The sequence below is a fragment of the Brevibacillus migulae genome, assembly GCF_004521915.1.
GTDB classification, from domain to species: domain Bacteria; phylum Bacillota; class Bacilli; order Brevibacillales; family Brevibacillaceae; genus Brevibacillus_F; species Brevibacillus_F migulae.
Window position 1 is genome coordinate 1 of record NZ_SDKD01000037.1, and the last position, 24,184, is coordinate 24,184.

The 24,184-nt window shown below is 49.4% G+C and carries 23 protein-coding genes, 3 tRNA genes and 2 pseudogenes; 24 read left to right on the top strand and 4 right to left on the bottom strand.

Going from position 1 to position 24,184, the window contains the following annotated elements; genetic code table 11:
• Positions 1-68 precede the first annotated feature (68 nt).
• From EIZ37_RS24320 to rocF, 4 genes are all read left to right on the top strand, one after another.
• A tRNA-Arg gene (locus EIZ37_RS24320) sits at positions 69-145 on the top strand.
• A gap of 59 nt (positions 146-204) precedes the next feature.
• Positions 205-281, top strand: a tRNA-Pro gene (locus EIZ37_RS24325).
• Positions 282-288: 7 nt separating this feature from the next.
• Positions 289-362 (top strand) — tRNA-Gly (locus EIZ37_RS24330).
• A 160-nt stretch (positions 363-522) separates the two neighbouring features.
• Positions 523-1,419 (top strand): arginase, encoded by an 897-nt coding sequence (gene rocF, locus EIZ37_RS24335; RefSeq protein ID WP_134687354.1) that lies wholly within the window; start codon positions 523-525, stop codon positions 1,417-1,419.
• A gap of 41 nt (positions 1,420-1,460) precedes the next feature.
• Here rocF and EIZ37_RS26600 read toward each other — a convergent pair whose 3' ends face one another.
• Positions 1,461-1,622 carry an aspartyl-phosphate phosphatase Spo0E family protein gene (locus EIZ37_RS26600; RefSeq protein ID WP_134687355.1) on the bottom strand — a complete coding sequence of 54 codons (162 nt, stop codon included), beginning with the start codon at positions 1,620-1,622 and terminating at the stop codon, positions 1,461-1,463.
• Positions 1,623-1,796: 174 nt separating this feature from the next.
• Between EIZ37_RS26600 and sigW the strand changes: the two genes are divergently transcribed.
• The 7 genes from sigW (at position 1,797) to EIZ37_RS24375 (ending at position 9,773) form a co-directional block, all read left to right on the top strand.
• Positions 1,797-2,360 (top strand): RNA polymerase sigma factor SigW, encoded by a 564-nt coding sequence (sigW, locus tag EIZ37_RS24345; protein WP_134687356.1) that lies wholly within the window; start codon positions 1,797-1,799, stop codon positions 2,358-2,360.
• Positions 2,361-2,380: 20 nt separating this feature from the next.
• Positions 2,381-3,004, top strand: coding sequence for a zf-HC2 domain-containing protein (locus EIZ37_RS24350; RefSeq protein WP_134687357.1), 624 nt, complete (start codon positions 2,381-2,383; stop codon positions 3,002-3,004).
• A gap of 103 nt (positions 3,005-3,107) precedes the next feature.
• The gene (gene cdaA, locus EIZ37_RS24355) at positions 3,108-3,926 is read left to right on the top strand and encodes a diadenylate cyclase CdaA (protein ID WP_134687358.1); all 819 of its coding nucleotides are present in this window, start codon (positions 3,108-3,110) and stop codon (positions 3,924-3,926) included.
• Positions 3,919-5,166, top strand: a complete 1,248-nt coding sequence (locus EIZ37_RS24360) for a CdaR family protein (protein WP_134687359.1) — start codon at positions 3,919-3,921, stop codon at positions 5,164-5,166. Before cdaA ends, EIZ37_RS24360 begins: the two co-directional genes overlap by 8 nt.
• Positions 5,167-5,209: 43 nt before the next feature.
• A complete protein-coding gene (gene glmM / locus EIZ37_RS24365; RefSeq protein WP_134687360.1) occupies positions 5,210-6,556 on the top strand; it encodes a phosphoglucosamine mutase in 1,347 nt (448 codons plus the stop codon).
• A 474-nt stretch (positions 6,557-7,030) separates the two neighbouring features.
• Positions 7,031-8,863: a glutamine--fructose-6-phosphate transaminase (isomerizing) gene (gene glmS, locus EIZ37_RS24370; protein ID WP_134687361.1), complete on the top strand. Its 1,833-nt coding sequence runs from the start codon at positions 7,031-7,033 to the stop codon at positions 8,861-8,863.
• A gap of 334 nt (positions 8,864-9,197) precedes the next feature.
• Positions 9,198-9,773: a dihydrofolate reductase family protein gene (locus EIZ37_RS24375; protein ID WP_134687362.1), complete on the top strand. Its 576-nt coding sequence runs from the start codon at positions 9,198-9,200 to the stop codon at positions 9,771-9,773.
• 306 nt (positions 9,774-10,079) lie between these two features.
• On the opposite strand, the gene EIZ37_RS24380 is transcribed toward EIZ37_RS24375, so the two are convergent.
• On the bottom strand, positions 10,080-11,759 hold the full coding sequence (locus EIZ37_RS24380; protein ID WP_134687363.1) for a ribonuclease J: 1,680 nt from the start codon (positions 11,757-11,759) through the stop codon (positions 10,080-10,082).
• 195 nt (positions 11,760-11,954) lie between these two features.
• Here EIZ37_RS24380 and EIZ37_RS24385 point away from each other — a divergent pair, with 195 nt between their 5' ends.
• From EIZ37_RS24385 to EIZ37_RS24400, 4 genes are all read left to right on the top strand, one after another.
• Positions 11,955-12,425: a GNAT family N-acetyltransferase gene (locus tag EIZ37_RS24385; RefSeq protein WP_134687364.1), complete on the top strand. Its 471-nt coding sequence runs from the start codon at positions 11,955-11,957 to the stop codon at positions 12,423-12,425.
• A 62-nt stretch (positions 12,426-12,487) separates the two neighbouring features.
• Complete coding sequence (locus EIZ37_RS24390; protein WP_134687380.1) at positions 12,488-12,790, top strand: ArsR/SmtB family transcription factor; 303 nt, start codon at positions 12,488-12,490, stop codon at positions 12,788-12,790.
• A gap of 160 nt (positions 12,791-12,950) precedes the next feature.
• Positions 12,951-14,138, top strand: a complete 1,188-nt coding sequence (locus EIZ37_RS24395; RefSeq protein ID WP_134687365.1) for an MFS transporter — start codon at positions 12,951-12,953, stop codon at positions 14,136-14,138.
• Between the two features lie 102 nt (positions 14,139-14,240).
• The gene (locus EIZ37_RS24400) at positions 14,241-15,494 is read left to right on the top strand and encodes an alkaline phosphatase (protein ID WP_134687366.1); all 1,254 of its coding nucleotides are present in this window, start codon (positions 14,241-14,243) and stop codon (positions 15,492-15,494) included.
• Positions 15,495-15,655: 161 nt separating this feature from the next.
• Here the strand turns inward: EIZ37_RS24400 and EIZ37_RS24405 are convergent, their stop codons facing one another.
• Positions 15,656-16,198 carry a cysteine hydrolase family protein gene (locus tag EIZ37_RS24405; protein WP_205683884.1) on the bottom strand — a complete coding sequence of 181 codons (543 nt, stop codon included), beginning with the start codon at positions 16,196-16,198 and terminating at the stop codon, positions 15,656-15,658.
• A 32-nt stretch (positions 16,199-16,230) separates the two neighbouring features.
• Positions 16,231-16,821, bottom strand: coding sequence for a DJ-1/PfpI family protein (locus EIZ37_RS24410; RefSeq protein ID WP_134687368.1), 591 nt, complete (start codon positions 16,819-16,821; stop codon positions 16,231-16,233).
• A gap of 93 nt (positions 16,822-16,914) precedes the next feature.
• Between EIZ37_RS24410 and EIZ37_RS24415 the strand changes: the two genes are divergently transcribed.
• From EIZ37_RS24415 to EIZ37_RS24450, 9 genes and pseudogenes are all read left to right on the top strand, one after another.
• Complete coding sequence (locus tag EIZ37_RS24415) at positions 16,915-17,805, top strand: LysR family transcriptional regulator (RefSeq protein ID WP_235828214.1); 891 nt, start codon at positions 16,915-16,917, stop codon at positions 17,803-17,805.
• 380 nt (positions 17,806-18,185) lie between these two features.
• Positions 18,186-19,698 (top strand): annotated as a pseudogene (locus EIZ37_RS24420) (endonuclease MutS2); the annotation flags it as partial.
• A gap of 161 nt (positions 19,699-19,859) precedes the next feature.
• A pseudogene (locus EIZ37_RS26805) lies at positions 19,860-20,144 on the top strand (endonuclease MutS2); the annotation flags it as partial.
• A 71-nt stretch (positions 20,145-20,215) separates the two neighbouring features.
• A complete protein-coding gene (locus EIZ37_RS24425) occupies positions 20,216-20,602 on the top strand; it encodes an ASCH domain-containing protein (RefSeq protein ID WP_134687370.1) in 387 nt (128 codons plus the stop codon).
• 183 nt (positions 20,603-20,785) lie between these two features.
• A complete protein-coding gene (locus EIZ37_RS24430) occupies positions 20,786-21,235 on the top strand; it encodes a MarR family winged helix-turn-helix transcriptional regulator (protein WP_134687371.1) in 450 nt (149 codons plus the stop codon).
• A gap of 117 nt (positions 21,236-21,352) precedes the next feature.
• Entirely contained in the window at positions 21,353-22,303 is a 951-nt protein-coding gene (locus tag EIZ37_RS24435) for a ring-cleaving dioxygenase (RefSeq protein WP_134687372.1), read from the top strand.
• Positions 22,300-22,905 carry an alpha/beta hydrolase gene (locus tag EIZ37_RS24440; RefSeq protein WP_134687373.1) on the top strand — a complete coding sequence of 202 codons (606 nt, stop codon included), beginning with the start codon at positions 22,300-22,302 and terminating at the stop codon, positions 22,903-22,905. Before EIZ37_RS24435 ends, EIZ37_RS24440 begins: the two co-directional genes overlap by 4 nt.
• A gap of 69 nt (positions 22,906-22,974) precedes the next feature.
• Positions 22,975-23,604 (top strand): nitroreductase family protein, encoded by a 630-nt coding sequence (locus EIZ37_RS24445; RefSeq protein WP_134687374.1) that lies wholly within the window; start codon positions 22,975-22,977, stop codon positions 23,602-23,604.
• Between the two features lie 135 nt (positions 23,605-23,739).
• Complete coding sequence (locus tag EIZ37_RS24450; RefSeq protein WP_134687375.1) at positions 23,740-24,165, top strand: PH domain-containing protein; 426 nt, start codon at positions 23,740-23,742, stop codon at positions 24,163-24,165.
• Positions 24,166-24,184 lie beyond the last annotated feature (19 nt).

Here is a 24,184-nt window from a genome sequence, read left to right on the forward strand (position 1 = left end):
TCGCGGGTTCGAGACCCGTCGTCCGCTCCATGAAAAACGTCATGACGTTTTTCATCATAAAACGTTTTGTGCCCTTAGCTCAGCTGGATAGAGCGTTTGACTACGAATCAAAAGGTCGGGAGTTCGAATCTCTCAGGGCACGCCATAATGAAGATCGACTAAAAGCGCCACATCCTGTGGCAACGTCGATACGTCCATATCCGTCGGGAAGTAGCTCAGCTTGGTAGAGTACTTGGCTTGGGACCAAGGGGTCGCAGGTTCGAATCCTGTCTTCCCGACCACTGTTTTGCGGGTGTAGTTCAATGGTAGAACTCCAGCCTTCCAAGCTGGTCGCGTGGGTTCGATTCCCATCACCCGCTCCATACATAACCTCGCTAAAAACGGGTGTGCTGCTTGCGGCATGCTCGTTTTTTTCATTTATCGACTGTCAAGCTTATAACTATACAAAATTGTGTCAAGTTGAGTCATTTCTCCTTTCAAGGCTACAATAAAGATGATCGAGTCAAGGAAGGAGTCCAAATGATGAACAAAAAGATTACCATCATAGGGGTACCGTTAGATTTGGGTGCAGATCGCCGTGGGGTCGATATGGGACCAGCAGCGATCCGATACGCAGGTGTTGTAGAGCGGTTAACAGGTATGGGCTTTGAGATCAAAGACGCTGGGGATATTCAAGTGAATCGTCCTCATGCGTTTACAGAAACAGAAAATCATAAATACCTGGATGAAGTAGTCGATGCGAATAACCTGCTAGCCGAAGCCGTCAGCAGAGAGATGGCGGATGGACGTTTCCCTTTGGTGCTTGGAGGAGATCACGCCATTGCCTTGGGAACGGTTGCAGGAGTCACCTCACACGTGCCTAACCTTGGTGTCATCTGGTTCGATGCGCATGGCGACTTGAATACAGGTGAAACCTCTCCTTCCGGCAATATTCACGGGATGCCGTTGGCCGCAAGCTTGGGGTATGGGCATCAACGCCTTGTCCAAATAGGTGGCAGAACGCCGAAGCTCAAACCTGAAAATGTGGTGATCATCGGGGCGCGTGATCTGGATGCGGGAGAACGGGAATTAATCAAACGCATTGGAATGAAAGTATACACGATGCATGAAATCGATAAATTGGGGATGGCCCGCGTGATGGAAGAAGCGATTGCCCACGTGAGCATGAACACGGATGGCGTCCATTTGAGCCTCGATCTCGATGGTCTTGATCCGCACGATGCACCAGGGGTAGGTACACCGGTAATCGGAGGCATTTCCTATCGGGAAGGGCATTTGGCTATGGAAATGCTGGCGGATGCAGATGTGTTGGTATCCGCAGAATTTGTCGAGGTCAATCCAATACTCGATCAGCAAAACATGACAGCAAGAGTAGCAGTTGCACTCATGAGTTCAGCATTTGGAGACAAATTATTATAGGCAAGAAAAAAAGAGGGATAAAAGTCCCTCTTTTCCCTTTTTTACCCCACGCTCGTGTGGGAGCGATGCCATTTATTGAGTAACTGGTCTAAACGAACGCTCAATGCGAGTACTTCCGGCGTGATTGCGGAATGTTCCTTGTACAGCTCGTTTAATTCTCCGCGTAGTTTCTCAATTTCCTGAAGTATACTCTCCTTGTCCATCTCGAACCACGCTCCTTTTTCCTATTTTTGTACCCACCACCAGTGTATGATCAAACTAGCCGAATATTCCTATTTTGCGATTCCTCAAGTTTTCCATAAAATTTTCACCCAAAAACGAAACCAGATAAGGTATTCTTCGTATAGTAGGAGAACGGCAATGCCGGGGAGGATCAAATGGAATTTGTAGAGAAACGATTAATGGAGCGAGCGAAGCGAGGAGATCGCGATGCATTCGCTGAGTTGATTGAAATATATAAAGATAAAATTTTCCAATTGGCCTATCGGATGGTAGGGAATCGGCAGGAAGCCGAAGATATTGCGCAAGAGACCTTTTTGCGTGTGTATGCCAACTTGCAGACGTACGATGAAAGCTATAAGTTTTCCACGTGGATCTACCGGATCGCCACAAACCTTTGTATCGACCGGGGGAGAAAGAAACGTCCGGACTTTTCATTGGATGAGCAGGTAGAAGGTACGGAAGGGCTCGACTGGTACTCCCGCCTTTCTTCATCAGATAAAACGCCAGAGGAAAAAGTAGTGACGCAAGAGCTCCAGGAGACCGTACAGCAGGCATTGGACCAGTTGGCACCCAAATATCGTTCGATCATGATCCTGCGCTATATTGAGGACTTATCCTTGCAGGAAATCAGCGATGTGCTGAAATTACCAGTTTCCACCATCAAGACGAGAATTCACCGCGGGCGTGAAGCGTTGCGTGGCAGACTGCAATTCAGATAAAGGAAAGGAGAACATCACGAATGGAATGCAGACAAGCAAACGTCCTGATCCATGAGTATCTCGATGGGGATCTCGACGAACTGTCCAATCAACACTTACAAATCCATCTTCAGGGATGCGAGGCATGCCGACGCAAGCTGCACGAGTTCCAGTTGGCTGTCGTCTATGTGCAGAGCACTTCCCATGTCCATGTGTCTGCTGATTTTACCGCCCGTGTGTTAGCACAGCTGCCGACTCCTACAAAAGCCAGCCAGTTCTCCAAATGGCTGCGGCATCACCCGTTTTTGGCGGCTGCGGCTGTATTCCTGGTACTGATGACCGGAAGCCTGACCGCATCTTGGTTTGAAACCGATGACACCTTGCAAGTCTCCTCTTCAAACCTGGATAAACTAAAAATCGACAAAGAGCGCAATGTAGTGATCGTACCATCAGATGTCACTATAGAAGGGGATCTGGTCGTGCGCAACGGCAGCGTGGAAGTGCAAGGCCAGGTGCAAGGAAATGTCGTGGCGATCGAAGGGAAGGTATTCAAGGCATCCACCGCGCAAATTGCCGGGGAAGCGGAGTCGATTGAAGCGATTTTCGATTGGATCTGGTACGAAATGAAAAATATCGGAAATGACTTGCTTCCCGTGACTCCATAAGCGAAAATAGATAAAGGTTAGCACGGCAAAGTAGCCGTGCTTTTTTCCACAAGCGAAAGAGAAATGTATGACTGACATGGAGCGAGAAGATGGGGGCTTCGTAATGGGTTCGATCGATTATGGGGATTTGATCCGGTACGGAATCGATATTTTATTGGTTTCGTACGTGATTTATAAATTAATCATGTTAATAAGAGGGACGCGTGCCGTTCAGCTGCTGAAAGGGATCATGGTGATCGTCGTCACCTGGCTCTTGAGCAAGTATTTCGAACTGACGACGCTCCACTGGATGATGTCGCAGGCCTTTACCTTTGGGGTGCTGGCGCTGGTCATCATTTTTCAGCCTGAATTGCGTCGAGCTTTGGAGCAGTTGGGGAGGGGCAAGCTGTTTTCGCGCACGCATACCAGTCAAGATGACGATACCCTTCGGCGCATGGTACAGGAAGTAGGGAAGTCAATTACGTATATGGCAAAGCGGCGGATTGGCGCCCTGATCGTCATTGAACGGGAAACGGGGCTGAACGACTATGTGGAGACAGGCATTGCCATAAACGGTCGCGTCAGCTCGGAGCTTTTAATTAATATTTTCATTCCCAATACACCGCTGCACGATGGCGCGGTTATCCTGCGTAAGGATACCGTATTGGCCGCAGGCTGTTATTTGCCTCTTTCCGAGAACACTTCGATCTCCAAAGAGCTGGGGACACGACATCGGGCAGCAATCGGGATGAGTGAGGTATCCGACGGTGTATCGGTAGTCGTCTCCGAGGAAACGGGCCAGGTTTCATTTGCCCTGAATGGGGAAGTCAGGAGAAATTTGACGGAAGAACAATTAACCGAGCTTTTGCTTGAGCATTTATCTCCCCCATCGAAGGGAAAATCCATGGCAAGTCGTTGGCAATGGAGGCGAAAGCATGGATAAATGGTTAAACAGCCATTGGTTCGCACGCGCGATTGCATTGGTCATGGCGGGGATGCTGTGGATGGTCGTCAATTTTGAGCCTGATCAAGGAGCCATGACGGACACCACGCAGCCCGTCCTGATTGACGGGGTGACCTTGCACGTCAAATACGACACGGACCGTTTTCAGGTAGTGAAGATGCCGAAGACGGTGAAGGTCGCACTGGAAAGCAACAATCCGTTTTACCGGCATAACTTTCTTCCGGCGGATTCGTATGAAGTCTATGTGGATTTGACAGGGATGGGAAAAGGCACGCACAAGGTGCCGGTGCAATACCGCGGGTTCCCTGAAGAAGCGCGGGTCGGCATCATCCCGAACCAAGTGGAAGTGACGTTGGAAGAAAAGAAAACCGTTGAAAAAGATGTGAGAGTGGAAGTGCTGGGGCAGGTTGCTCCTGGCTATACGGCTGGGGAGCCCATCGTCAAGCCGTTCCGCGTATTGGTAAGGGTGCCGGAAAGCCAGGCGGATAACATCGCGATGGTGAAGGCATCCGTCAATCTGGATGGGGCCACAGAGCCGATCAAGACGACGGTGCCGCTCAGGGTCGTGGACAAGTCCGGAAACCAAATCCAGGGCATTGAAGTAAACCCGCTCACCGTAGAGGTCAATATTCCAGTCACAAGCCCATTCGCGATCGTACCGTTAAAATTAAACTTGACGAACGAGTTGCCGGATGGCTATAGTTTGGCTGGTGTGGAAATGAATGCCGAAGAAGTAACCGTATACGGGCCGAAAGAAATGGTGGACACATTGAAGACCACGACTTATGCCGGACCGGAAATCGATTTGAGCAATGTAACCGCAGATCGCGTGTTCCAGTTGAAAATCCCGATGCAAGACAATATTGTGAAGATAGAGCCGGAATATTTGCAGGTTTCGCTTAAGGTGGTTCCTTCGCAAACCAAGAATCTTGCAGATGTGCCGATTCGGGTGACGGGGTTAACACCAGATAAGCAAGCGAAAGTGCTGGGAGCCAATGGCGAGGAATTGTCGACGATCGATTTTGACGTCATTGGGGCGCCGGCCATCCTGAAAGACCTGACAGCGGATGATGTACAGGTGGTAGCGGATGTTACCAATCTGCCTGTCGGTGTCCATGAGATAACCCTGAACTATAACTACAACATGCCGCACTTTCTGAAAACAGGAGCGTCGGCCATCAAGCAGGTAACGGTAGAAATCACGAATACCCAGCAGTAAACATATGCTGATGCTGGTAGATGCTTAGAAATGAGGGACAAGAATGGGGAAGTATTTCGGAACAGATGGTGTACGTGGGATCGCGAATGAGCAGTTAACACCAGAGCTTGCCTTTCGGGTAGGACGCATGGGCGGTTATGTACTGACCAGACATAAGCAGGAGGGCAAACCTAAGGTAGTCATCGGTCGGGATACCCGCATTTCTGGACAAATGCTGGAAAGCGCCCTGATCGCAGGACTCTTGTCGGTTGGAGCGGAAGTCGTCCGCCTTGGCGTCATTTCCACGTCCGGTGTCGCCTACCTGACTCGTGCGCTGGGTGCCGATGCAGGCGTGATGATCTCTGCATCGCACAATCCATTCCCGGACAATGGGATCAAATTCTTTGGCAATAACGGTTTTAAGCTGTCCGATGATGTAGAAGCAGAGATTGAACAGCTGCTGGATACGCCAGAGGATACGCTGCCACGTCCAACAGGGGAACAAATCGGCACTGTGCTCGACTTCCTGGAAGGCAGCCAAAAGTACCTTTCTCATCTGAAAAACTCCGTGTCCGAACGATTTGACGGAATGAAAGTGGTCCTGGATTGCGCGAACGGAGCCGTTTCTTCCTTGGCAGCTCGCCTGTTTGCCGATGTGGAGGCAGAAGTCATCACGATCGGGGCAAGCCCAAATGGTGTAAACATCAACGAACAATGCGGCTCCACACATCCGGAAAAGCTGCGTGAAGAGGTCGTCAAGCATCAAGCGATTCTGGGCCTGTCCTTTGACGGGGATGCGGATCGCTGCATCGCGGTGGACGAGACTGGTGAAATCATCGATGGCGACTACATCATGGCGATTTGTGCGCGTGCCTTGAAAGCAAAAGGCAAGCTGAACAACAATACCATCGTGACTACCGTGATGGCGAATCTCGGCTTCTTCAAAGCGATGGAGGAAGCAGGCATCAATACGACCAAGACGGCTGTAGGCGATCGCTATGTGGTGGAAGAAATGATCCGCGGCGGCTACAATCTCGGCGGCGAGCAATCCGGCCATATCATTTTCCTGGATCACAATACGACAGGTGACGGTCTGTTGACAGGCCTGCAGCTGTTGAACGTGATCAAAGAGTCCGGCAAACCGCTTTCTGAGCTGAAACAAATGATGAAAAAATACCCGCAGCTGCTGGTCAACGTACGGGTAGAAGATAAAACAAAGCTGAACGGCAACGCTGCGATCGAGCAATCGATCAAAGAAGTGGAAGAAGAACTGGCGGGCAATGGCCGTGTACTGGTTCGTCCGTCCGGCACCGAGCCGATCGTGCGCGTCATGGCAGAAGGTCCGGATGACGAACAGCTCAAAGTGCTGGTAGATCGCATCGTGGACGTAGTGAAACGGGAATTGGTCTAAAAGACATAGATTGGAAAAAGGGGCGGCACCGTGCTGCTCCTTTTTGCATAGGGTAAAAAGGGAGCTGTTACCTGTTGACAGAAACCAAAGCTGTGGTAAAGTATTGAATGTATTACACAATCTTGGGAGGTTGAAAGGGGGCATGTGCAGAAGAAGAGAAGCGCCTGGCATCAACCTTTTAGCAAAGAGTAACTAAAGCGCCAGCACTGCGGCTGCCCGACATGGAGCGCAGTGGACGAGGTGGAGGTTTATCGAAAGTTTCGGCGGATGCCTCCCGGTAGCAAGACGTCACTACCGAAAATACAGGAACAAAACAATGGGGTGACCCGTTGCACAAAACCTGTATATGACGAGAGAAACGGCCATCGCCGTTTCCACCAAAACATAAACGTAATGGAGTGACGGGGACACCTCCCCGTTCACAATTGACAGCTGGGTCGTGTCCCCGTCGATCTGAAAGGGGACTATTTAATCATGTGTGGAATCGTTGGATATATTGGAGAGAAAAATGCGCAGGAGATCATCGTAGGTGGTTTGCGCAAGCTGGAATACCGCGGTTATGACTCAGCGGGGGTAGCAGTCCTGACGAAAGACGGACTTTCCTATGAAAAAGCAAAGGGACGCCTTGCTGTCTTGGAAGAACGTCTGGAAGGAAATGCCCTGATCGGAAACGCTGGAATTGGTCACACTCGCTGGGCAACGCATGGCAAACCATCTGACGAAAACGCGCATCCTCATACCGATGCAAAAACCAAATTTGCCGTGGTGCACAACGGCATTATCGAAAACTTTCTGGAGATCAAGGAAGAGCTGATCGCCAAAGGATATACGTTTGTCTCCGAGACAGACACAGAGGTCATTGCACACCTGTTGGCAGACACGTATAACGGAGACATTGTCGCGACTGCCCAAAAGGTTGTTGGACGGATGAGAGGGGCATACGCGCTGGGGATCATGACAGAGCACGAGCCGGATAAGCTGGTAGCCGTTCGTCTGGCAAGCCCATTGATCGTAGGTGTAGGAAACGGTGAAAGCTTCATCGGTTCCGACATTCCGGCGATGCTGGAGCACACACGCGATGTCTATATCCTGAATGAAGGCGAAATGGCTGTACTGACTCGGGAAGGCGTCGAGCTGTTTGATGCGCAATCTGGCGAGAAGATCGAGCGTGAGATTTTCCACGTAGACTGGGATCTGGTGCAAGCGGAAAAAGGTGGATTTGACTCCTTCATGCTGAAAGAGATTCACGATCAGCCGCAAGCGGTGCGCGAAACCATGGGCGCGCGGATCCATCCGGAGACCAAAAAAGTCGTGATGCCTGAGCTGAAAATGAGCGAAGCCGAGCTGAAAGCGATTGACCATATCTATATCGTCGCATGCGGTACGTCCATGCACGCAGGTCTCGTGGCAAAAGACGTGATTGAAAAGCTCGTGCGCGTGCCTGTAGAGGTCGCGATCGCTTCTGAATTCCGTTATCGTGATCCGATCTACACACCAAATACATTGGTGATCGTGATCAGCCAATCCGGTGAGACCGCAGATACGTTGGCGGCTTTGCGTGAAGCGAAGAAGAGCGGTGTGAAGGTATTGGCTGTCACCAACGTGGTGGGAAGCTCTGTGGCTCGTGAAGCGGATGAAGTGGTCTTTACGTGGGCAGGACCGGAGATCGCGGTCGCTTCCACCAAGGCGTATACTTGCCAGGTAGTCGCATTGTACCTGTTTGCGCTCTACTATGCGCAGGTGAAAGGCACGCAGACCGATGCGCAGATCGCTGAAATCACCGAGCATATGCTGCAGCTCCCAGGCAAAATCGCGGACATCCTGAAGCACACCGAAGAAATTCGTGTGTTTGCCGAGGGTATCAAGGATGTGCAAAGCCTCTTCTTCATCGGCCGTGGCCTTGATTATGCGGTGACGCTGGAAGGCTCGCTGAAGCTGAAAGAGATCTCCTACATCCATTCCGAAGCGTATGCAGCGGGTGAATTGAAGCATGGTACGCTTGCGCTGATTGAAGACAATGTACCAGTGATCGCATTGGCGACACAGCCTGACATTTTCGAAAAAATGGTCAGCAACATCGTCGAAGTCAAAGCGCGCGGTGCCCATGTGCTCGGAATCGCCCTGGAAGGCAACACGGAGCTTGCAAAGAGCGTGGATCAAGTGATTACGATTCCAGAAACATTGCCAATCTTGGCACCTGTATTAACCGTCATTCCATTGCAAATGCTTTCTTACTACGCGTCGCTGGCTCGCGGCAATGATGTGGATAAACCACGGAATTTGGCGAAGAGTGTGACTGTGGAGTAATTCGATTAGGAAGATATACAATTGTTGTCTGGTGATAAAAAGTGTGAAACTAGACTGGTTTACTAAGAGCCTCGGGGATAAATTTACCCGGGGCTTTTCGTTGATTGTACGATTTAAATTGAAATGAACAGGTTCAAGACGAAAGTTACTGTCCTGAGAAAATAAAGTTTTAGACTAGAAAATAAAGTGCTAGACTGAAAAATAAAGTAATAGACTGGCGGCGGCGTTAAGCTAACAGGTAGGTTAGATTCGCAATTCATAAGAAACATCCCAAACCTTTATATGGTAACTTATAGCCAATCCATTACATCACATAAAAAAGGGAGAAACTTAAATGAGAAAGCTTGTTTTATTTTTGCATGCATCGCTTGACGGTTTTGTAGAGGGGCCTGATGGTGCAATGGACATAGGCTGGGTTTCCTACGATAATGATTTAGCGAAGCACGCTGCGCAAATTTTGAGTACGGCCGACACCGTCCTCTGGGGTAGGGGCACTTATCAAATGATGTTCAACTATTGGCCCACGGTGCCATCGAACCCCTCAAGTTCGGAGCATGAGCTGGAGCATGCCGAGTGGATTGAGCAAACATCCAAAATTGTTTTTTCCAAGACGCTTGATAAAGTGGAATGGAACAATTCCAGACTGGTGAAAGAGAATGTCAAGGAAGAAATCCAGAATTTGAAGGAACAGCCAGGAAAGGATATTGTCATCCTCGGCAGTCCCAGGTTTGCGCACCACGTGATGGGTCTTGATCTTATCGATGAGTACAAAATCACGGTTTCTCCTGTCCTGATCGGCAGCGGGCTGCCGTTGTTTCAAGGACTCCAAGAGAAGACCAAGCTTAAACTTATCGAAAATAAAACGTTCGATTCCGGAGCCATTGGTCTCTATTATCAGACGGTTAGATGACCTTGCGTTGTAAATCAGTATGCATTACCCAATCAGTCAACGGGGCTGAACTAACGGGGAATGTAAGTTGAAAAAAGACAGCGGTAGTCTAAGACTTTATTTTCAAGTCTTGGTCAGCCGCTGTTTCATTTTTATAGTCAGTCTAATACTTAATTTTCGAAGTCTGACGATTTTCCTAATATTGGCAGTTCCCATTATCCCTACGTATGATGTGGGGAAGCGAATGATGAGAAAAACGATCATGGAATAACGCAAGAAAAAAAGAGTAGTAGTATATTTGCTACCACTCTTTTGCGTGTTTGCTCCTCACACCTCGATAATGATAGGCAAAATCATGGGTCTTCGTTTTGTTTTCGCATACAGAAACTTCCCAATCGCTTCCCGCAAACCTTGCTTCAAGCGATTCCACTGGGTGATGTTATCTTCTTGGAGTCGAGTCAAGGCATCGAGCGCCACCCGGTTGGCCTCTTCCATCAGCTCCTCCGCTTCGGGTGAAGATATGAAAACAAAACCTCGGGAAATCAGATCGGGTCCGGAAAGAATTTTGCCATCCATTTTGCTCAGCGTGACGACCACTACCATGATGCCGTCCTCGGAGAGGTGCTTGCGGTCACGCAGGACGATCGTACCCACATCGCCGATGCCGAATCCGTCCACGAGGGTATTGCCAGCAGGCACTTTCCGCTCCTGGGTTGCCTCACCTTGCCGAATATCTACCACATCGCCGATATTTACAATAAAGATATTGTCCGGGTCGACCCCCACCGATTCGGCTAGCATGCGATGCGTCTGCAGCATTCGATACTCCCCGTGAATAGGGATAAAATATTTGGGCTTCATCAGTGTGAGCATGAGTTTCAACTCTTCCTGGTTGCCATGGCCGGAGACATGCATGCCGGTTACCGAGCCGGACCCATAGATCACTTTTGCCCCTCTGAGCATGAGATTATCTATGATGCGGCTGACATTTCGCTCGTTGCCAGGAATCGGGGATGCAGATAAAATCACGGTATCTCCCGGATCCACCTGGATATGCCGAACCCCTCCTGTCGATAATCGGGACAAAGCCGCCATGGGCTCGCCTTGACTGCCTGTACACAGGACGACGACACGATGCGGGTCGAGCTGCTGGGCTTCCTCTGGCTCCACGAGCATGCCTTCGGGAATAGTTAGATACCCTTGTTCTTCCGCAATTCTTACGACATTTACCATACTTCGTCCCAGCAAGGTGAGCTTGCGATCGGTGACCATACAAGCGTCGATGACCTGCTGGACGCGGTAGACATTGGAGGCAAAAGTGGATACGAAGATTTTTTTATCCGCTTTGCTGAATGCTTCGATGAGATGATCGCCGACGATCTTTTCCGATGGCGTAAAACCGGGGCGTTCAGCATTTGTGCTTTCCGATAACAAAGCCAGGACCCCTCGCTGGCCAATCTCCGCCATTCGATGGATGTCCGGAGACTGGTTATTCACCGGAGTCAAATCAAATTTGAAATCCCCCGTATGAACGACCGTACCTTCAGGTGTTTCGATCACGACCCCTAGACAATCCGGGATGCTGTGATTGGTTTGAAAAAAGCTGATGTTCAAGCTGCCGAGTGTCAATGTGGAACGAGAGTCAATCAGGTGGCGCTTTGTTTGTTGAATCAGGCCATGCTCCTTCAATTTCTCTTCGACCAATCCCAGCGTCAAGCGTGTTGCGTAAATGGGCATGTTGAATTGGCGGAGTATGTAAGGAATTCCCCCGATATGGTCTTCATGTCCATGAGTGATAATCATGCCTCTTACTTTATCGCTGTTTTCCAATAAATACGAGATATCAGGAATAATGAGGTCGATGCCGAGAAAGCTCTCATCGGGAAACTTGGCACCGCCGTCAATTAAAACAAGATCATCCCCATATTGAATTCCATACATGTTTTTTCCGATCTCATAGACGCCACCTAGGGCGAATATGGACAACGTATCCTTCATGACGCTCACCAAAATACCCCCTTTTTTAAGCGGTATTTGGTTAAAATCCCCTTTTTCTGTTCGATCTATGCAAATGCAGGTAAACAAAACCCAAATAGAATGGTTTTTCCCTACCGAGAAGGAAAGTGGGGTTTCCATGAGAATGTAGAACAAGAAGAAGAAAAGAACGCACACGAGCCGGAACAAAAAGTGGGAGGTTCCTTTATGATTCGTTTGGCAGAAGCCGAAGACGCCCATCTGGTCCATGCATGCATGTTAGCTGCTTTTGAAGAATATCGAAATGCCGACATCCCCTCAAGCGCACTCGATGAGACCGTTGCCTCCATCGAGAAGGCTTTACGCGAGGGAGCGGAAAAAGCCCTGATCTATTTGGATGATAAACGGCCGCTGGGATCGGTACGCTTCAAAATAGATGAAAATTCCCTTTATTTCTTCCGCCTTTCTGTTTCTCCCGAAGCGCGCGGAAGAGGTTTGGCCAAATCCATGCTGCTGCATCTGGAGCAGTACGCAAAGGATGACGGCAAGACAAAGCTGCGGTGTCGGGTAAGAATGTCCGTGCCCCAAAATATCCTGCTGTACCAATCGATGGGCTACCACGTCTTCAAAGAAGAATGGGTCACCAATCCAAACGGGTTCCCTGTGAATACGGTATTGATGGAAAAGACGATCGGATGAGACTCTGCATCCGAGGTTGAACACCCATTGACGTATCGGAAAATATCGATATAATGATGGGTATGAAACCAATCGAAGTATTTAAGGCGCTTTCCAATGAATCAAGGATGCAAATTCTCGAATGGCTGAAGGAACCAGAACGCCACTTTACGCCCCATGAAGGGATTGATATGAGGGAAATTGGGGTATGCGTAAGTCAAATCACAAACAAACTGAACATGACGCAATCGACGGCTTCTCAATATCTCTCCATCCTGCAAAGAGCAGGTCTGATCAAGACAAAGCGTATCGGGAAATTTACATATTATCAAAGGGATGAAGAGGCGATCCGCAGCATTGCGGAATATTTGATGAAGGATCTATGAAGAATGGATAACTGAGCTCTCAAGCGAGGGATTCAGTTTCTTTTTTCGATAACAATTCGATATTTCGCGATATGTACGAGTGTTTCTTTACTTCAATATATCGACATTTCGCGATGTATCTTTATATAAATAGAAACCTTGAAAAAGGAGTGGAAAGATCTTGCGCAATGCGTGGAAAATTTACCTGCTGTCCATTGTCAGCTTTTTAGTGGGAACCTCCGAATACATCATCTCCGGTATTTTGGATAAGATTGCCGACTCTTTGGGAATTACGTTGGCTGCTGCCGGTCAATTGATCACCATTTTCTCCCTCGTATATGCGGTATGTACCCCCATCCTGATGGCACTGACCTCCAGTTGGGATCGACGCCGCTTAATGGTCTATGCGCTCGGTCTTTTTGTACTGGCAAACCTCCTGTCGTTTGTACTCCCCGGATATGGCTGGTTCGTAGCGGCTCGGATCTTGATGGCGCTTGGCGCCGGAGTGGTTGTCGTGACTGCGTTGAATCTTGCGGCGAAAATCTCCCCTCCGGGAAAACAGGCCAGCTCCATCGCCACGGTGATCATGGGTTTCACCGCTTCGCTGATTATCGGTGTTCCCCTTGGACGAATGACCGCTGAAGCCTTGGGGTGGAAAGCCGTCTTTGGTGGCATTGCTTTGCTCGGAATCATCGCCATGGTTGTGCTTTCCCTCGCGCTTCCCCATACAAAAGGAGATAAACCGATCCCTCTGCTTCAACAGCTCGCTCTTCTGAAAAAGCCAAAAGTCGTCATGGGATTGTCCATCACCTTTTTCTGGCTGGGCGGGTATTCTATAGCCTACACGTATCTCTCTCCCTATCTGCTCACGATTTCAGGAGTCGGTGACCATCTGCTCAGTACCGCTTTGTTGATATTCGGCATCGCTAGCTTGATCGGCTCAAAGTTTGGAGGGTACAGTACGGATCGCTGGGGGGTAGGCAATACCTTAATCGGTGGAATGACGCTGCATATTCTCATGCTGATATTGCTGTCCTTGGTTACGAATTCATTCGTTAGCGTATTGGTCATTTTGATCCTATGGTCCTTCGCCGCTTGGTCGTCCGGACCGACGCAGCAATATCATTTGGCAACGTTGGAGCCTGAATCATCCGGTATTTTGCTTGGGCTCAATCAGTCCATGATGCAATTGGCCATGGCAGCAGGCGCTGGATTCGGCGGAATCGTGGTAGACCAGGTTTCACTCGCTTCCGTTACGTGGATCGGAGCTGTGGGGGTTGCCGTTGCGATCGCAGCTACTTTGGTGCTTTCCTATTCCGGGAGCAATCAGGAGAAAGAGCGAGTAGCAGACAATCCATCGAGGATCTAGAATAATTTTACAACGATTAATCAATCCCTAATACTCCCTTAAAAATCCAATGGGAAAATGGACACTAGAAATCATGATAGGCACTAGGGAGTGAAATCGGATATGAAACAGCACTTTGTCGGGAAATGGGTTCTCACTTTAGCGGTATTGTCTGCATGCGCTGTTCCGTCGACTTCTGTGTTTGCGAAAGAAGCGGAAAGCACAAGCGGAACGACTAAAAACGTCATCCTGTTTGTCGGGGACGGGATGGGAGCGGCGGCCCGCAACGCGATGCGCCTATCCTCCAAAGGCGTTGAAGGCGAGCTGGCAATGGATGACATGCCTGTGACCGGGATTGTACATACCAGCTCTGGCAGTTCATTTGTAACGGATTCTGCCGCCGCAGCTACCGCATTGGCCACCGGTGTCAAAACCTATAACGGGGCAGTCGGTGTCGATATGGACAAAGACGCGGTAAAGACGATCATGGAGATTGCCAAAAAAGCCGGAAAATCAATCGGGATTGTCACGACCAGCCAGGTAACGGACGCGACGGGAGCGGCATTCGGCGCGCATGTCGCAAGCCGTTCGTCGCAAAGCGATATTGCCAAGCAGTACCTGGAAGACAGCAAGGTTGATGTGATTTTAGGCGGGGGAGAAGATTACTGGTATCCGCAGGGAGAGGAAGGTGCTTTTGCGGATAACCCGCCGGAAGATGAAGAAGAAGAAAGTAAGGGAACCCAAGGGAATCTCGTAGAAAAAGCGAAAGAGCTTGGGTATACCTATGTAACGAGCAAAAAGGAAATGCAAAAGGCGGAAGGGACCAAGCTGTTGGGATTGTTCGCCAATGAAGAGATGTTCACAGCTGAAGAAGAAGACAAAGGCGCCATCTACGATCCGGTTGTCTCGCTGCCGGACATGACCGAAAAAGCGATTGAAACCTTGTCGCAAAACAAAAAAGGCTTTTTCCTCGTAGTCGAAGAAGAAGCTACGGATGAAATGGCCCACCATAACAATGCAGAGCTGACGATCAAAGCTGGGAAAGAGCTGGATAAGGCAGTGGCGGTCGCCAAAAAATTTGCGGATAAACGCTCCGACACCCTCGTGCTGGTAACCGCCGACCATGAAACAGGCGGTCTGTCCCTGGAGACAGTCAGCGACTCCGATGAATCCGGCGAAGGCATGTCAGCAGAGGATGGCCCATTCAGCATTGCCGATTCCAAGGAAAAATTCGTCGTGGATTGGACCACCTCGGGGCATACGGCTGTGGACGTGCCATTGACGGCCATGGGGAAAAATGCCGAGCTGTTTAAAGGGGAATATGAGAACACCTATGTGTTTGAGGCGATGCTAAAAGCGATGAAGCTGAAAAAATAAGCGAAACGAACCCATACGAGGCACCATTTCAAGAAAGTCCGTGATGATCAATTTATCGAGGGCCTGGAAATGAAGCTCGAGCTTCCTGTTCAATAAGAATCGAAAAGCTTGAAAAAGCCGCATTTTTCCTAGCTGAAGGAAGAATGCGGCTTTCCTATGTTTCATGCAAGCAACGCCAAAATTCCTTTCGTATCCTTCACGATGGCAAACTCCTCATGCAAACTCACCAGCGCCAGCTGATGAATCTCTTCCGCGGCATACAGCTTGCCATCAAAGCTGATCCGTTCAAACGTAGCGGTAGCATCTGATACGATAAAAGGGGAAAAGCCCAGATTTTTCGCCATTCTTGTGGTGGTGGACACACAATGGTCGGTTGTCAGTCCCACGATGACCAGCGCATCAATGCTTGCTTCTCTCAGGTGCTGTTCCAGATTGGTCCCGATAAAAGCGCTGTTCACATGTTTCGTGATCACTGGCTCATGCGGAAGCGGGGCCACGATGTCTTTGATGGCGCGCCCGGGATGATCGGCTACAGCAGGGTTACTGACATGGCGGATATGAATGACCGGACGATCGGTTTCTCTCCATGCATGCAGCAGGGCAGCCATGTTTTCTTCAGCTTGTGGGTTATTTCTGCGTCCCAGTTCAGGGTTGTCAAAATAGTTTTGAACATCAATTAACAGCAATGCGGTATTCGCAGAGATCTTCATCGTTTCCTCCGATATGGGTATGGGAATTAGACCCGAAATCCCATCAGTGTTTTGACGTTGTTCGTATTTTCTGTTGAAGTCAATTGCTCAAGCAGGGTAAAGGCTACATCAAAAGCGGTGGATGGGTTGTAGGACGTGATGATATTGTTGTCGATGACGATCGGTTGATCTGCCAGCACGTTGACTCCCATTTCTGCCAGCTGGATTTGACGCTTGCGGCCGTTCAAGTTGTAGGTCGTCGCGTTCCTTCCTTCCAATACACCGCTTTTCCCGATGACCAGTGCAGCGACGCAGATCGAAGCGATCAGTTTTCCCTGCCGATTGAATTCGCGGATAAACTCCAGCACGTCGGGGCGAAACGCATCTTCGTAAAACCCGGCCGTTTCAAAGCCGCCTGGTATCGCCAATGCGTCAAACTCATCGACGGTTACCTCGGACAGCACCTTTTCCGGGATCACGGTAAAGTTCCAGGTGCACTTCAGTTCGTTGCGAGTGCCGACTGTCACCACCTCAGTGGTTCCATCACCCTCTTCTTTATTCCAGCCGAGCACATCGGTAAACACACTGGCCTCCACGGCTTCAAACCCATTGGGCAGCAGCAAACAGATTTTTTTCATGGAAATCATCTCCTCTCCCCTGGATCATATGCTACAATTATCCATTAGTAAAATTGAAACAACTAAACAACATGTTCAGCATTTCTGATATCAATGAGAGCCGAGGAGGGAATCACGATCGAAATCCGGCAATTTCAAACGTTTAAAACCGTTGCTGATTTGAACAGCTTTACCAAGGCCGCACAAGCGCTTCAGTATTCACAGGCCACCATCACCTCGCATATTCAACAGCTGGAGGATGAGCTGGGGGCTCCTTTGTTTGATCGGTTGGGCAAAAAAATTCAGCTGACGGCACTGGGACATGAGCTGTATCCGCATGCTGCGGAGCTGCTTATGGCATACAGCAAAATCAAGCATATATCCTCTGACGATCAGGTGCTGAAAGGCGAGCTTCGGATCGGTGCGTCCGAGACAATGACCGTCTACAGGCTGGGAGCCGTGCTGGCCACCTACAAAAAACAGTATCCGGACGTCATGATTTCCCTGATCAATGATAATTGCATTCCTCTGCGTGAGCGGCTCCTGACGGGAGAGCTCGACATCGCGATCACGCTGGAGCCCAAGGTCCAGGACCCTCAGCTGACGACGGAAGTGATTTCTGAGGAACGGCTAGTCTTTGTAGGGGGAAGCAATCATCCGGCAAATACCATCGAGGAAGCCAATGGGGATTGTATCATTTTTAGCGAACAAAACTGTTCGCTGCGAAGATTTTTCGAAGGCTATTTAGTGGAGAAGGGCTTTCATACGGGCAATCATTTGCAATTTACCAGCATGGAAGCGATGAAACAATGCGTCGTCAGCGGGTTGGGGATCAGCTTGATGCCATACATCAGTGTGGAAGCATGGCTTCGTGAGGAAAAAATGAAGGTGCTGGAGGCTTCGGGTGAGGATCTGGTGTTCTACGGGCAAATTTCCTATCACAAAAACAAATGGCTGTCGAAAGCGCATCGGAAATTCATCGAGATGGTAGGGGAACTGTGCTAAGTGTCCAGCTTGACGATCATATTCAGGTGGGGTATATTGTGATTATCCTCGTCTAAGGAGAGATTTTGATGTCGGTGATCGTTCTTAACTAAGCAATTCCATACGAAGGCTTCTGATACCCATGAAAAACTTTGCTCGCGGGCAATGCTTCTTTGTGATGGGTTGCGGATGGCCTTGGAATTAGTTAAGAACAGCGGATATCATACAATGCCTTAGGTGTATACCTATACCTATCACTAGGCCTATTGTGTCCGTGCTGAGTTCAGCGCGGCTTTTTTGCTATAGGCACTTTTATAGGTATGTGTCCCAAAAGGGCGGAGAATGACACTCGTTCATTCTTCGCCCTTTTTTTATTTATCTATTTGAAGGAGCGATCACACATGAATGAAAAAGCATTACAGCGTCTGGAATACGACAAAATCAAAGGCACGCTCATGGAGTACGCCATCACGTATGTCGGGAAAAAGCACGTAGAGCAGATGCAGCCTCTAACATCCGAAAAGATCATTCGCAAAAAGCTGGACGAAACGGCGGAAGCGAAGACGCTGCTGCAGCAAGGAGCCAGTGTCCCAATCCCTTCCTTGGAAGGAATCGAAAACATCCTGACGCTATTGGGTACGGGCTATGTGTTCACGGAAAAAGACTTCTCGCATATTCTCCAGTTTCTGACCAGCTGCGGACAATTGATGAAGTATATGGCCTCCAAAGCGGAACTGGCTCCCGGAATCAGCAGCTACGCAGCGTCCATGTCGCTGATGAAGACATTGAAGGCCGAAATCGAGCAGTGCATCCGCCATGGGCAGGTCATCGATACAGCCAGCAAGGAGCTGGCAAAGGTACGGAAGCGCATCGCGGTATTCGAAGAACGATTGAAAAGCAAATTGGACACGTTGATGAGCAAGCATCGAGCCATCCTACAAGAAAATGTGATCAGTACGCGCAATGGCCGCTACGTGATCCCGGTGAAGAAAGAATATCGGAAGCAAGTAGCGGGATCGGTGTTGGATGAATCGGCAAGCGGTCAAACGGTATACATGGAACCAGCCGAGATCGGTTCGCTGCAAGCGGAGCTGTCAGCGCTGCGGGCAGAGGAAGAGCGCGAGGTCCTGAAAGTGCTGATTCAATTGTCCACGCTGATGGAGGAGTACGCGCATGAGCTCCAGTTGAATGTAGAGACGGTCGGCACCTATGATTTTCTGTTTGCCAAGGGGAAATATGCGCTAGCTCTGGACGCCTCCAATGTGGAACTGAATGAGCAAGGCTTCATTGATCTGCGCGATGCCAGACATCCGTTGCTGGGCAAGCAGATGGTGCCGGTCAATTTTCAAACGGGCTACCAATACAGGTCGCTCATCATCACGGGGCCAAATACCGGTGGCAAAACACTGACGCTGAAAACGATCGGACTTTTAACGGTGATGGTACAGTCTGGCTTGCTGGTGCCCGTACAGCAAGGAAGCAAGTTCTCGATTTTCCGCACGATCGCGGTAGATATCGGGGACGGTCAGAGCATCGAGCATGCCCTCAGCACGTTTTCGGCACATATTCATAATGTGATCGAGATTCTGCGGGTCACGGACAGCTCGACATTGGTGCTGATTGATGAAATGGCATCAGGAACAGATCCGGGTGAAGGGGTAGCGCTGTCGATCGCGATCCTGGAAGAACTGCATCGCAGAAAGGCAACCATTGTGGCCACCACTCATTTCAATGAAATCAAAAACTTTGCGGCGGTTACGCCAGGCTTCGAAAACGCACGGATGGAATTCGACGCGGACACCCTTCAGCCATTGTACCGCCTGCGCATCGGGGAAGCCGGGCAAAGCTACGCATTCGCCATTGCTTTGAAAATCGGGCTGCCGAAGGAGATTATTGATCGTTCTTACCAAATATCCGCACAGAGTCCCACTCATGACCGAGTGCAAGCCGAAGCGACAAAGGAGCCTCCGGCAGCAGGAGAATGTATCGACACACAGTCTCTACCGGAAACGGTGAAAACCAATCCGCAGGAGGAAAAGGAATCCCACTCGCACAAAGCCACGGATCAACAGGCGAAAACATTCGCAGTGGGAGATAGTGTATACGTGAGCTATTTAGACCGGACGGGGATTGTATATGCTGCAGAGGATGCGCGGGGCATCGTAGGCGTCATGATTCAAAAGCAGAAATTTCAAATCAACAAAAAGCGGCTGGTGCTGCATATCGAAGGCAAAAATTTGTATCCGGATGATTACGATCTCGATATCGTGCTGGAAACAAAAGAGAACCGGAAAAAGCGAAAACTGATGAGCAGAAAGCATGTCGAAGGACTTTCCATCGAAACAAGACCGGAGGAATAAAAGCAGGAGGAAGTGCCGGTGCTGGAGAAAATTCCAGCGTCCAACCATTTTGGGAAGGGAAGCGGGAGAAAATGAAACGGACTACATTTTGGGGCAGGGATGAACATGATGAGAGATTGGTTGAACAAATCATAGCGGGAATCAAAACAGCCACTTGTACACCAAAGCATTGGTATGAACAGGCGCCTGACGAAATGACGGAGGTCGGGGAACAGATCGAGGTCTACAGCAAGCTGGGCGAATATATGTGCACCATCGAGATCACCCAAAAGTATGAGCTGCCGTTTGGGCAAATCGATGAAGCAACTGTAAAAGGGGAAAACTGCAGCTCCTATGAGGAATTTCGGCAAGATCACATAACCAGCTGGGCGGAAGACTTGAAAAAGGAAGGTCTGGAGCTAAACGATGAGATGATCATTGTGATCGAGCATTTTCGCCTGGTGAAAGTAAAGAAATAGAATAAATTAAGCAAAGCTGTGCCGCGTCTAGGGGGCACAGCTTTTTGCTTCCTCACCGATCCGGGTGCACATTAACCGTAGTGTTCAAGATTTTTTAGCGGCAGCATTGACAACTAGAAAATCATGCTGTATATTTATCTTAAATTAAAGATATTCAAATTCAAGATAAATGAAGGGAGCACAATGGCTAACCATATCGACGAGCAAGAACAGGCGATTTCGTTAAAACTGTTTGTTGTCCTTTCAAAAGCTTACAAACATATCATGGATCAAGCCGTAAAGGACATGAAAAGCTACAAGCTTTCTCCCGCCGAGTTTACCGCATTGGAAGTCCTTTATCATAAAGGAAAAATGCCTTTGCAGTTAATCGGGGAAAAGATTCTGGTAACCAGCGGCAGCGTCACCTACAACATTGATAAGCTGGAAAAGAAGGGACTGCTGAAACGGGTTCCGTGCGAAAACGACAGACGTGTGACCTATGCAGAAATGACGGAAGAGGGCCGAAAGCTGTTTGACCGTATTTTTCCCCAGCACATGGCGATGATTCACTCGCTCATGGGGGGATTAACAACACCGGAGAAGGAAGTCGCTATTGAACTGATCAAGAAGCTGGGAAAAGGGGTTATGGAATAGCGTACCCCTTGCTCATTTGCCAGATATCTTAAATTAAAGATACTTACAATCAAGATTTATGCATATTAGTGAGATCAAGTCCTTTCGGGGAAAGTACAAAAAAGGAGAGTGTTTTCAATGAGATTACAAACAGCAGGCATTCATCATATCACCGCATTTGTTGGTGATGCGCAGCGCAATGTTGATTTTTACGCAGGGATCCTGGGATTGCGATTGGTGAAAAAAACCATCAATTTCGATGCGCCGGAAGTGTATCACTTGTACTTTGGCGATGAAACAGGGACCCCTGGCACGATCATTACCTTTTTCCCTTGGCCAAATGGACGGCCAGGCCGCATTGGCGGAGGGCAAGTCGGCATTACGACCTATGTGGTGCCGACGGGGGCGATGGCGTTTTGGGAAGAGCGCTTGACCTCGTATGCGATTCCGTATACCAAGGAGCAGCGATTTGCAGAGACGTATCTTTCCTTCGCCGATTACGACGGTTTGCAGATTCAACTCGTAGAGCGCGAGCAAGGGCCGCAAAGCACATGGTCGTTTGCCGGTGTTCCGGTAGAAAAAGCGATCAAAGGATTTGGCGGAGCGGTGCTGTACAGTACCCATTCGGAGCAAACCGCCCGTGCACTGGAGCATACAATGGGCATGAAGCGGGAGGCGGAAGAAGACGGCTTCATTCGCTTCCGGACATCGGCGGATTTGGGAAATGTGATCGATCTGAAAAAGGAATCCGTGCGATACGGCGTCGGCGGGTCCGGCACTGTCCATCATATTGCCTGGAGAGCGAAGGATCAGCAAGAGCAGCTGGAATGGCAGAAACAAGTAGCGGCCGACGGCTTTGATCCGACACCGGTGCAGGACCGTCAATACTTCACTGCCGTATACTTCCGGGAAGCGGGCGGCATTCTGTTTGAGATCGCTACCGATCCGCCGGGCTTCACTGTCGATGAAGAAGTGAGCGCCCTCGGGGAAAAATTGATGCTGCCCGAATGGTATGAGAAATACCGTGCGGAGATCGAGAGCAACCTGACGCCATTTACCGTTCGCGAACCTGAGGTGAAGAAACCATGATCCATCTCTTTCAAGAAGGAACGAACGCTGCCGCCCCCACCCTTGTCCTCTTTCACGGGACGGGGGGAACGGAAAGGGACCTGCTGCCCTTGGCGCAGATGATTTCTCCCGATTCAGCAGTTTTGAGCGTACGGGGAAACGTGTTGGAAAACGGGATGCCGCGTTTCTTCAAGCGGCTTGCGGAAGGTGTCTTTGATGAAGAAGATCTTGTTTTCCGCACAAAGGAGCTCAAACAGTTTTTAGAGGAAGCGGTAGAGAAATACGGGTTCGACCCTGCTAATCTTGTGGCAGTGGGCTATTCCAATGGGGCCAATATCATCGGCAGCTTGCTGTTCCACTATGAAGACATGTTTCGTGCAGCGATCCTGCATCACCCGATGGTTCCCCTGCGGAATCTGACTTTGCCGGATATGTCGAAGGTGGATGTTTTCATCGGAGCGGGAACGAACGATCCGATCTGCTCACCGACAGAGACGGAAGAATTACAAACGCTCCTTACAGCGGCAGGGGCAAAGGTTCAAGTACATTGGGAGCCTTATGGGCATCAATTGACGCGAACCGAGGCAGAAGCAGCGGCGAAATGGTTTCATGATGTGAAATAAATCCGGGTAGAGGAATTGTATGGAGTGTCAGGCGAAGCAATTCCTCCCCCTTCACTCTAGGAGGACGCGATGAGCGATTTTGTAACGATTGTGAAAAACAGACGATCCGCCAATAAATTTATCGAAGGGACGGAGATCCCGGCCAGTGATCTGGAGGAAATCTTTTCGCTGGCCAAATTTGCTCCGTCCGCCTTTAACCTGCAGCATACGCATTATGTCGTGGTGACTGATCCGGCAAAAAAGGAAGAGGTCTACGAGGCGGCATACAAGCAGTACAAAGTGAAGACAGCATCGGCAGCCATCCTGGTGTTGGGCGATACAAAAGCGTATGAACAGACTGCTGCCATCTATGAAGGCATGAAAAACCTCGGGATCCTCAGCAAACAGGAATACGATAAGATGGTAGAAGATACCGTCCGCTTTTATGAAAGCCGCGGAGAAGCATTTCAGAAAGAAGAAGCAATTCGGAATGCCAGTCTGTCAGCCATGCAATTGATGCTCATCGCCAAGGAAAAAGGCTGGGACACTTGCCCGATGATTGGCTATGATCCGGAAAAAATGGCGCAGATCCTCCATATTCCCGAACGCTATGTTCCGGTCATGCTGATCACCATGGGGAAAGCAGATCTGTCGAGTGAAAGGCCAAGAGGCTATCGCAAGCCTACGAGCGAATTTGTAAGCTTTAATACGTTTTCCTAAACGATGGTCGTGTTCCAAACGAACAACGCTATGGTATAATCAAATCAATCGAATTTTCGCATACATAGTCCCGATGACAGATTACACGTTATCGGGACTTTCTTGCATCTACATTTGTCTCATGGGGGAGAAGCTATGAAATTTCGGACAAAGAGAGACGCATGGCTGACGGTGACGATATGGGCAAGTGTCATCATTCTTTTTTGGGCAGGGGCATCTCCGCTGTTTGTACCGGGGGCAGGAGTAGGTGGCGGCTCGGTGATTTTTATCGCGTGTTTTCTTTTCGCTGGTTTGATTTCCTGGCTATGGATCGGTACGTACTATGTGCTTCATGATTCCTTTCTCATGATTCATAACGGACCAAAGAAGATAAAAATACCTTATGACAGCATCACCAAAGCCAAAAGGGTCCGTTCATGGATCGCAAGCACGGCGACATCCAGCGACAGAATCGAACTCTTATATGGCAGATTTGGCTTCGTCCATATTTCACCTGTTGAGGCGGAATCTTTTTTAGCGGAATTAAAAAAGCGAAGCCCGCATATCGAAGTAGAAAGGTAAGTGTCGCTCGGACAAGGGA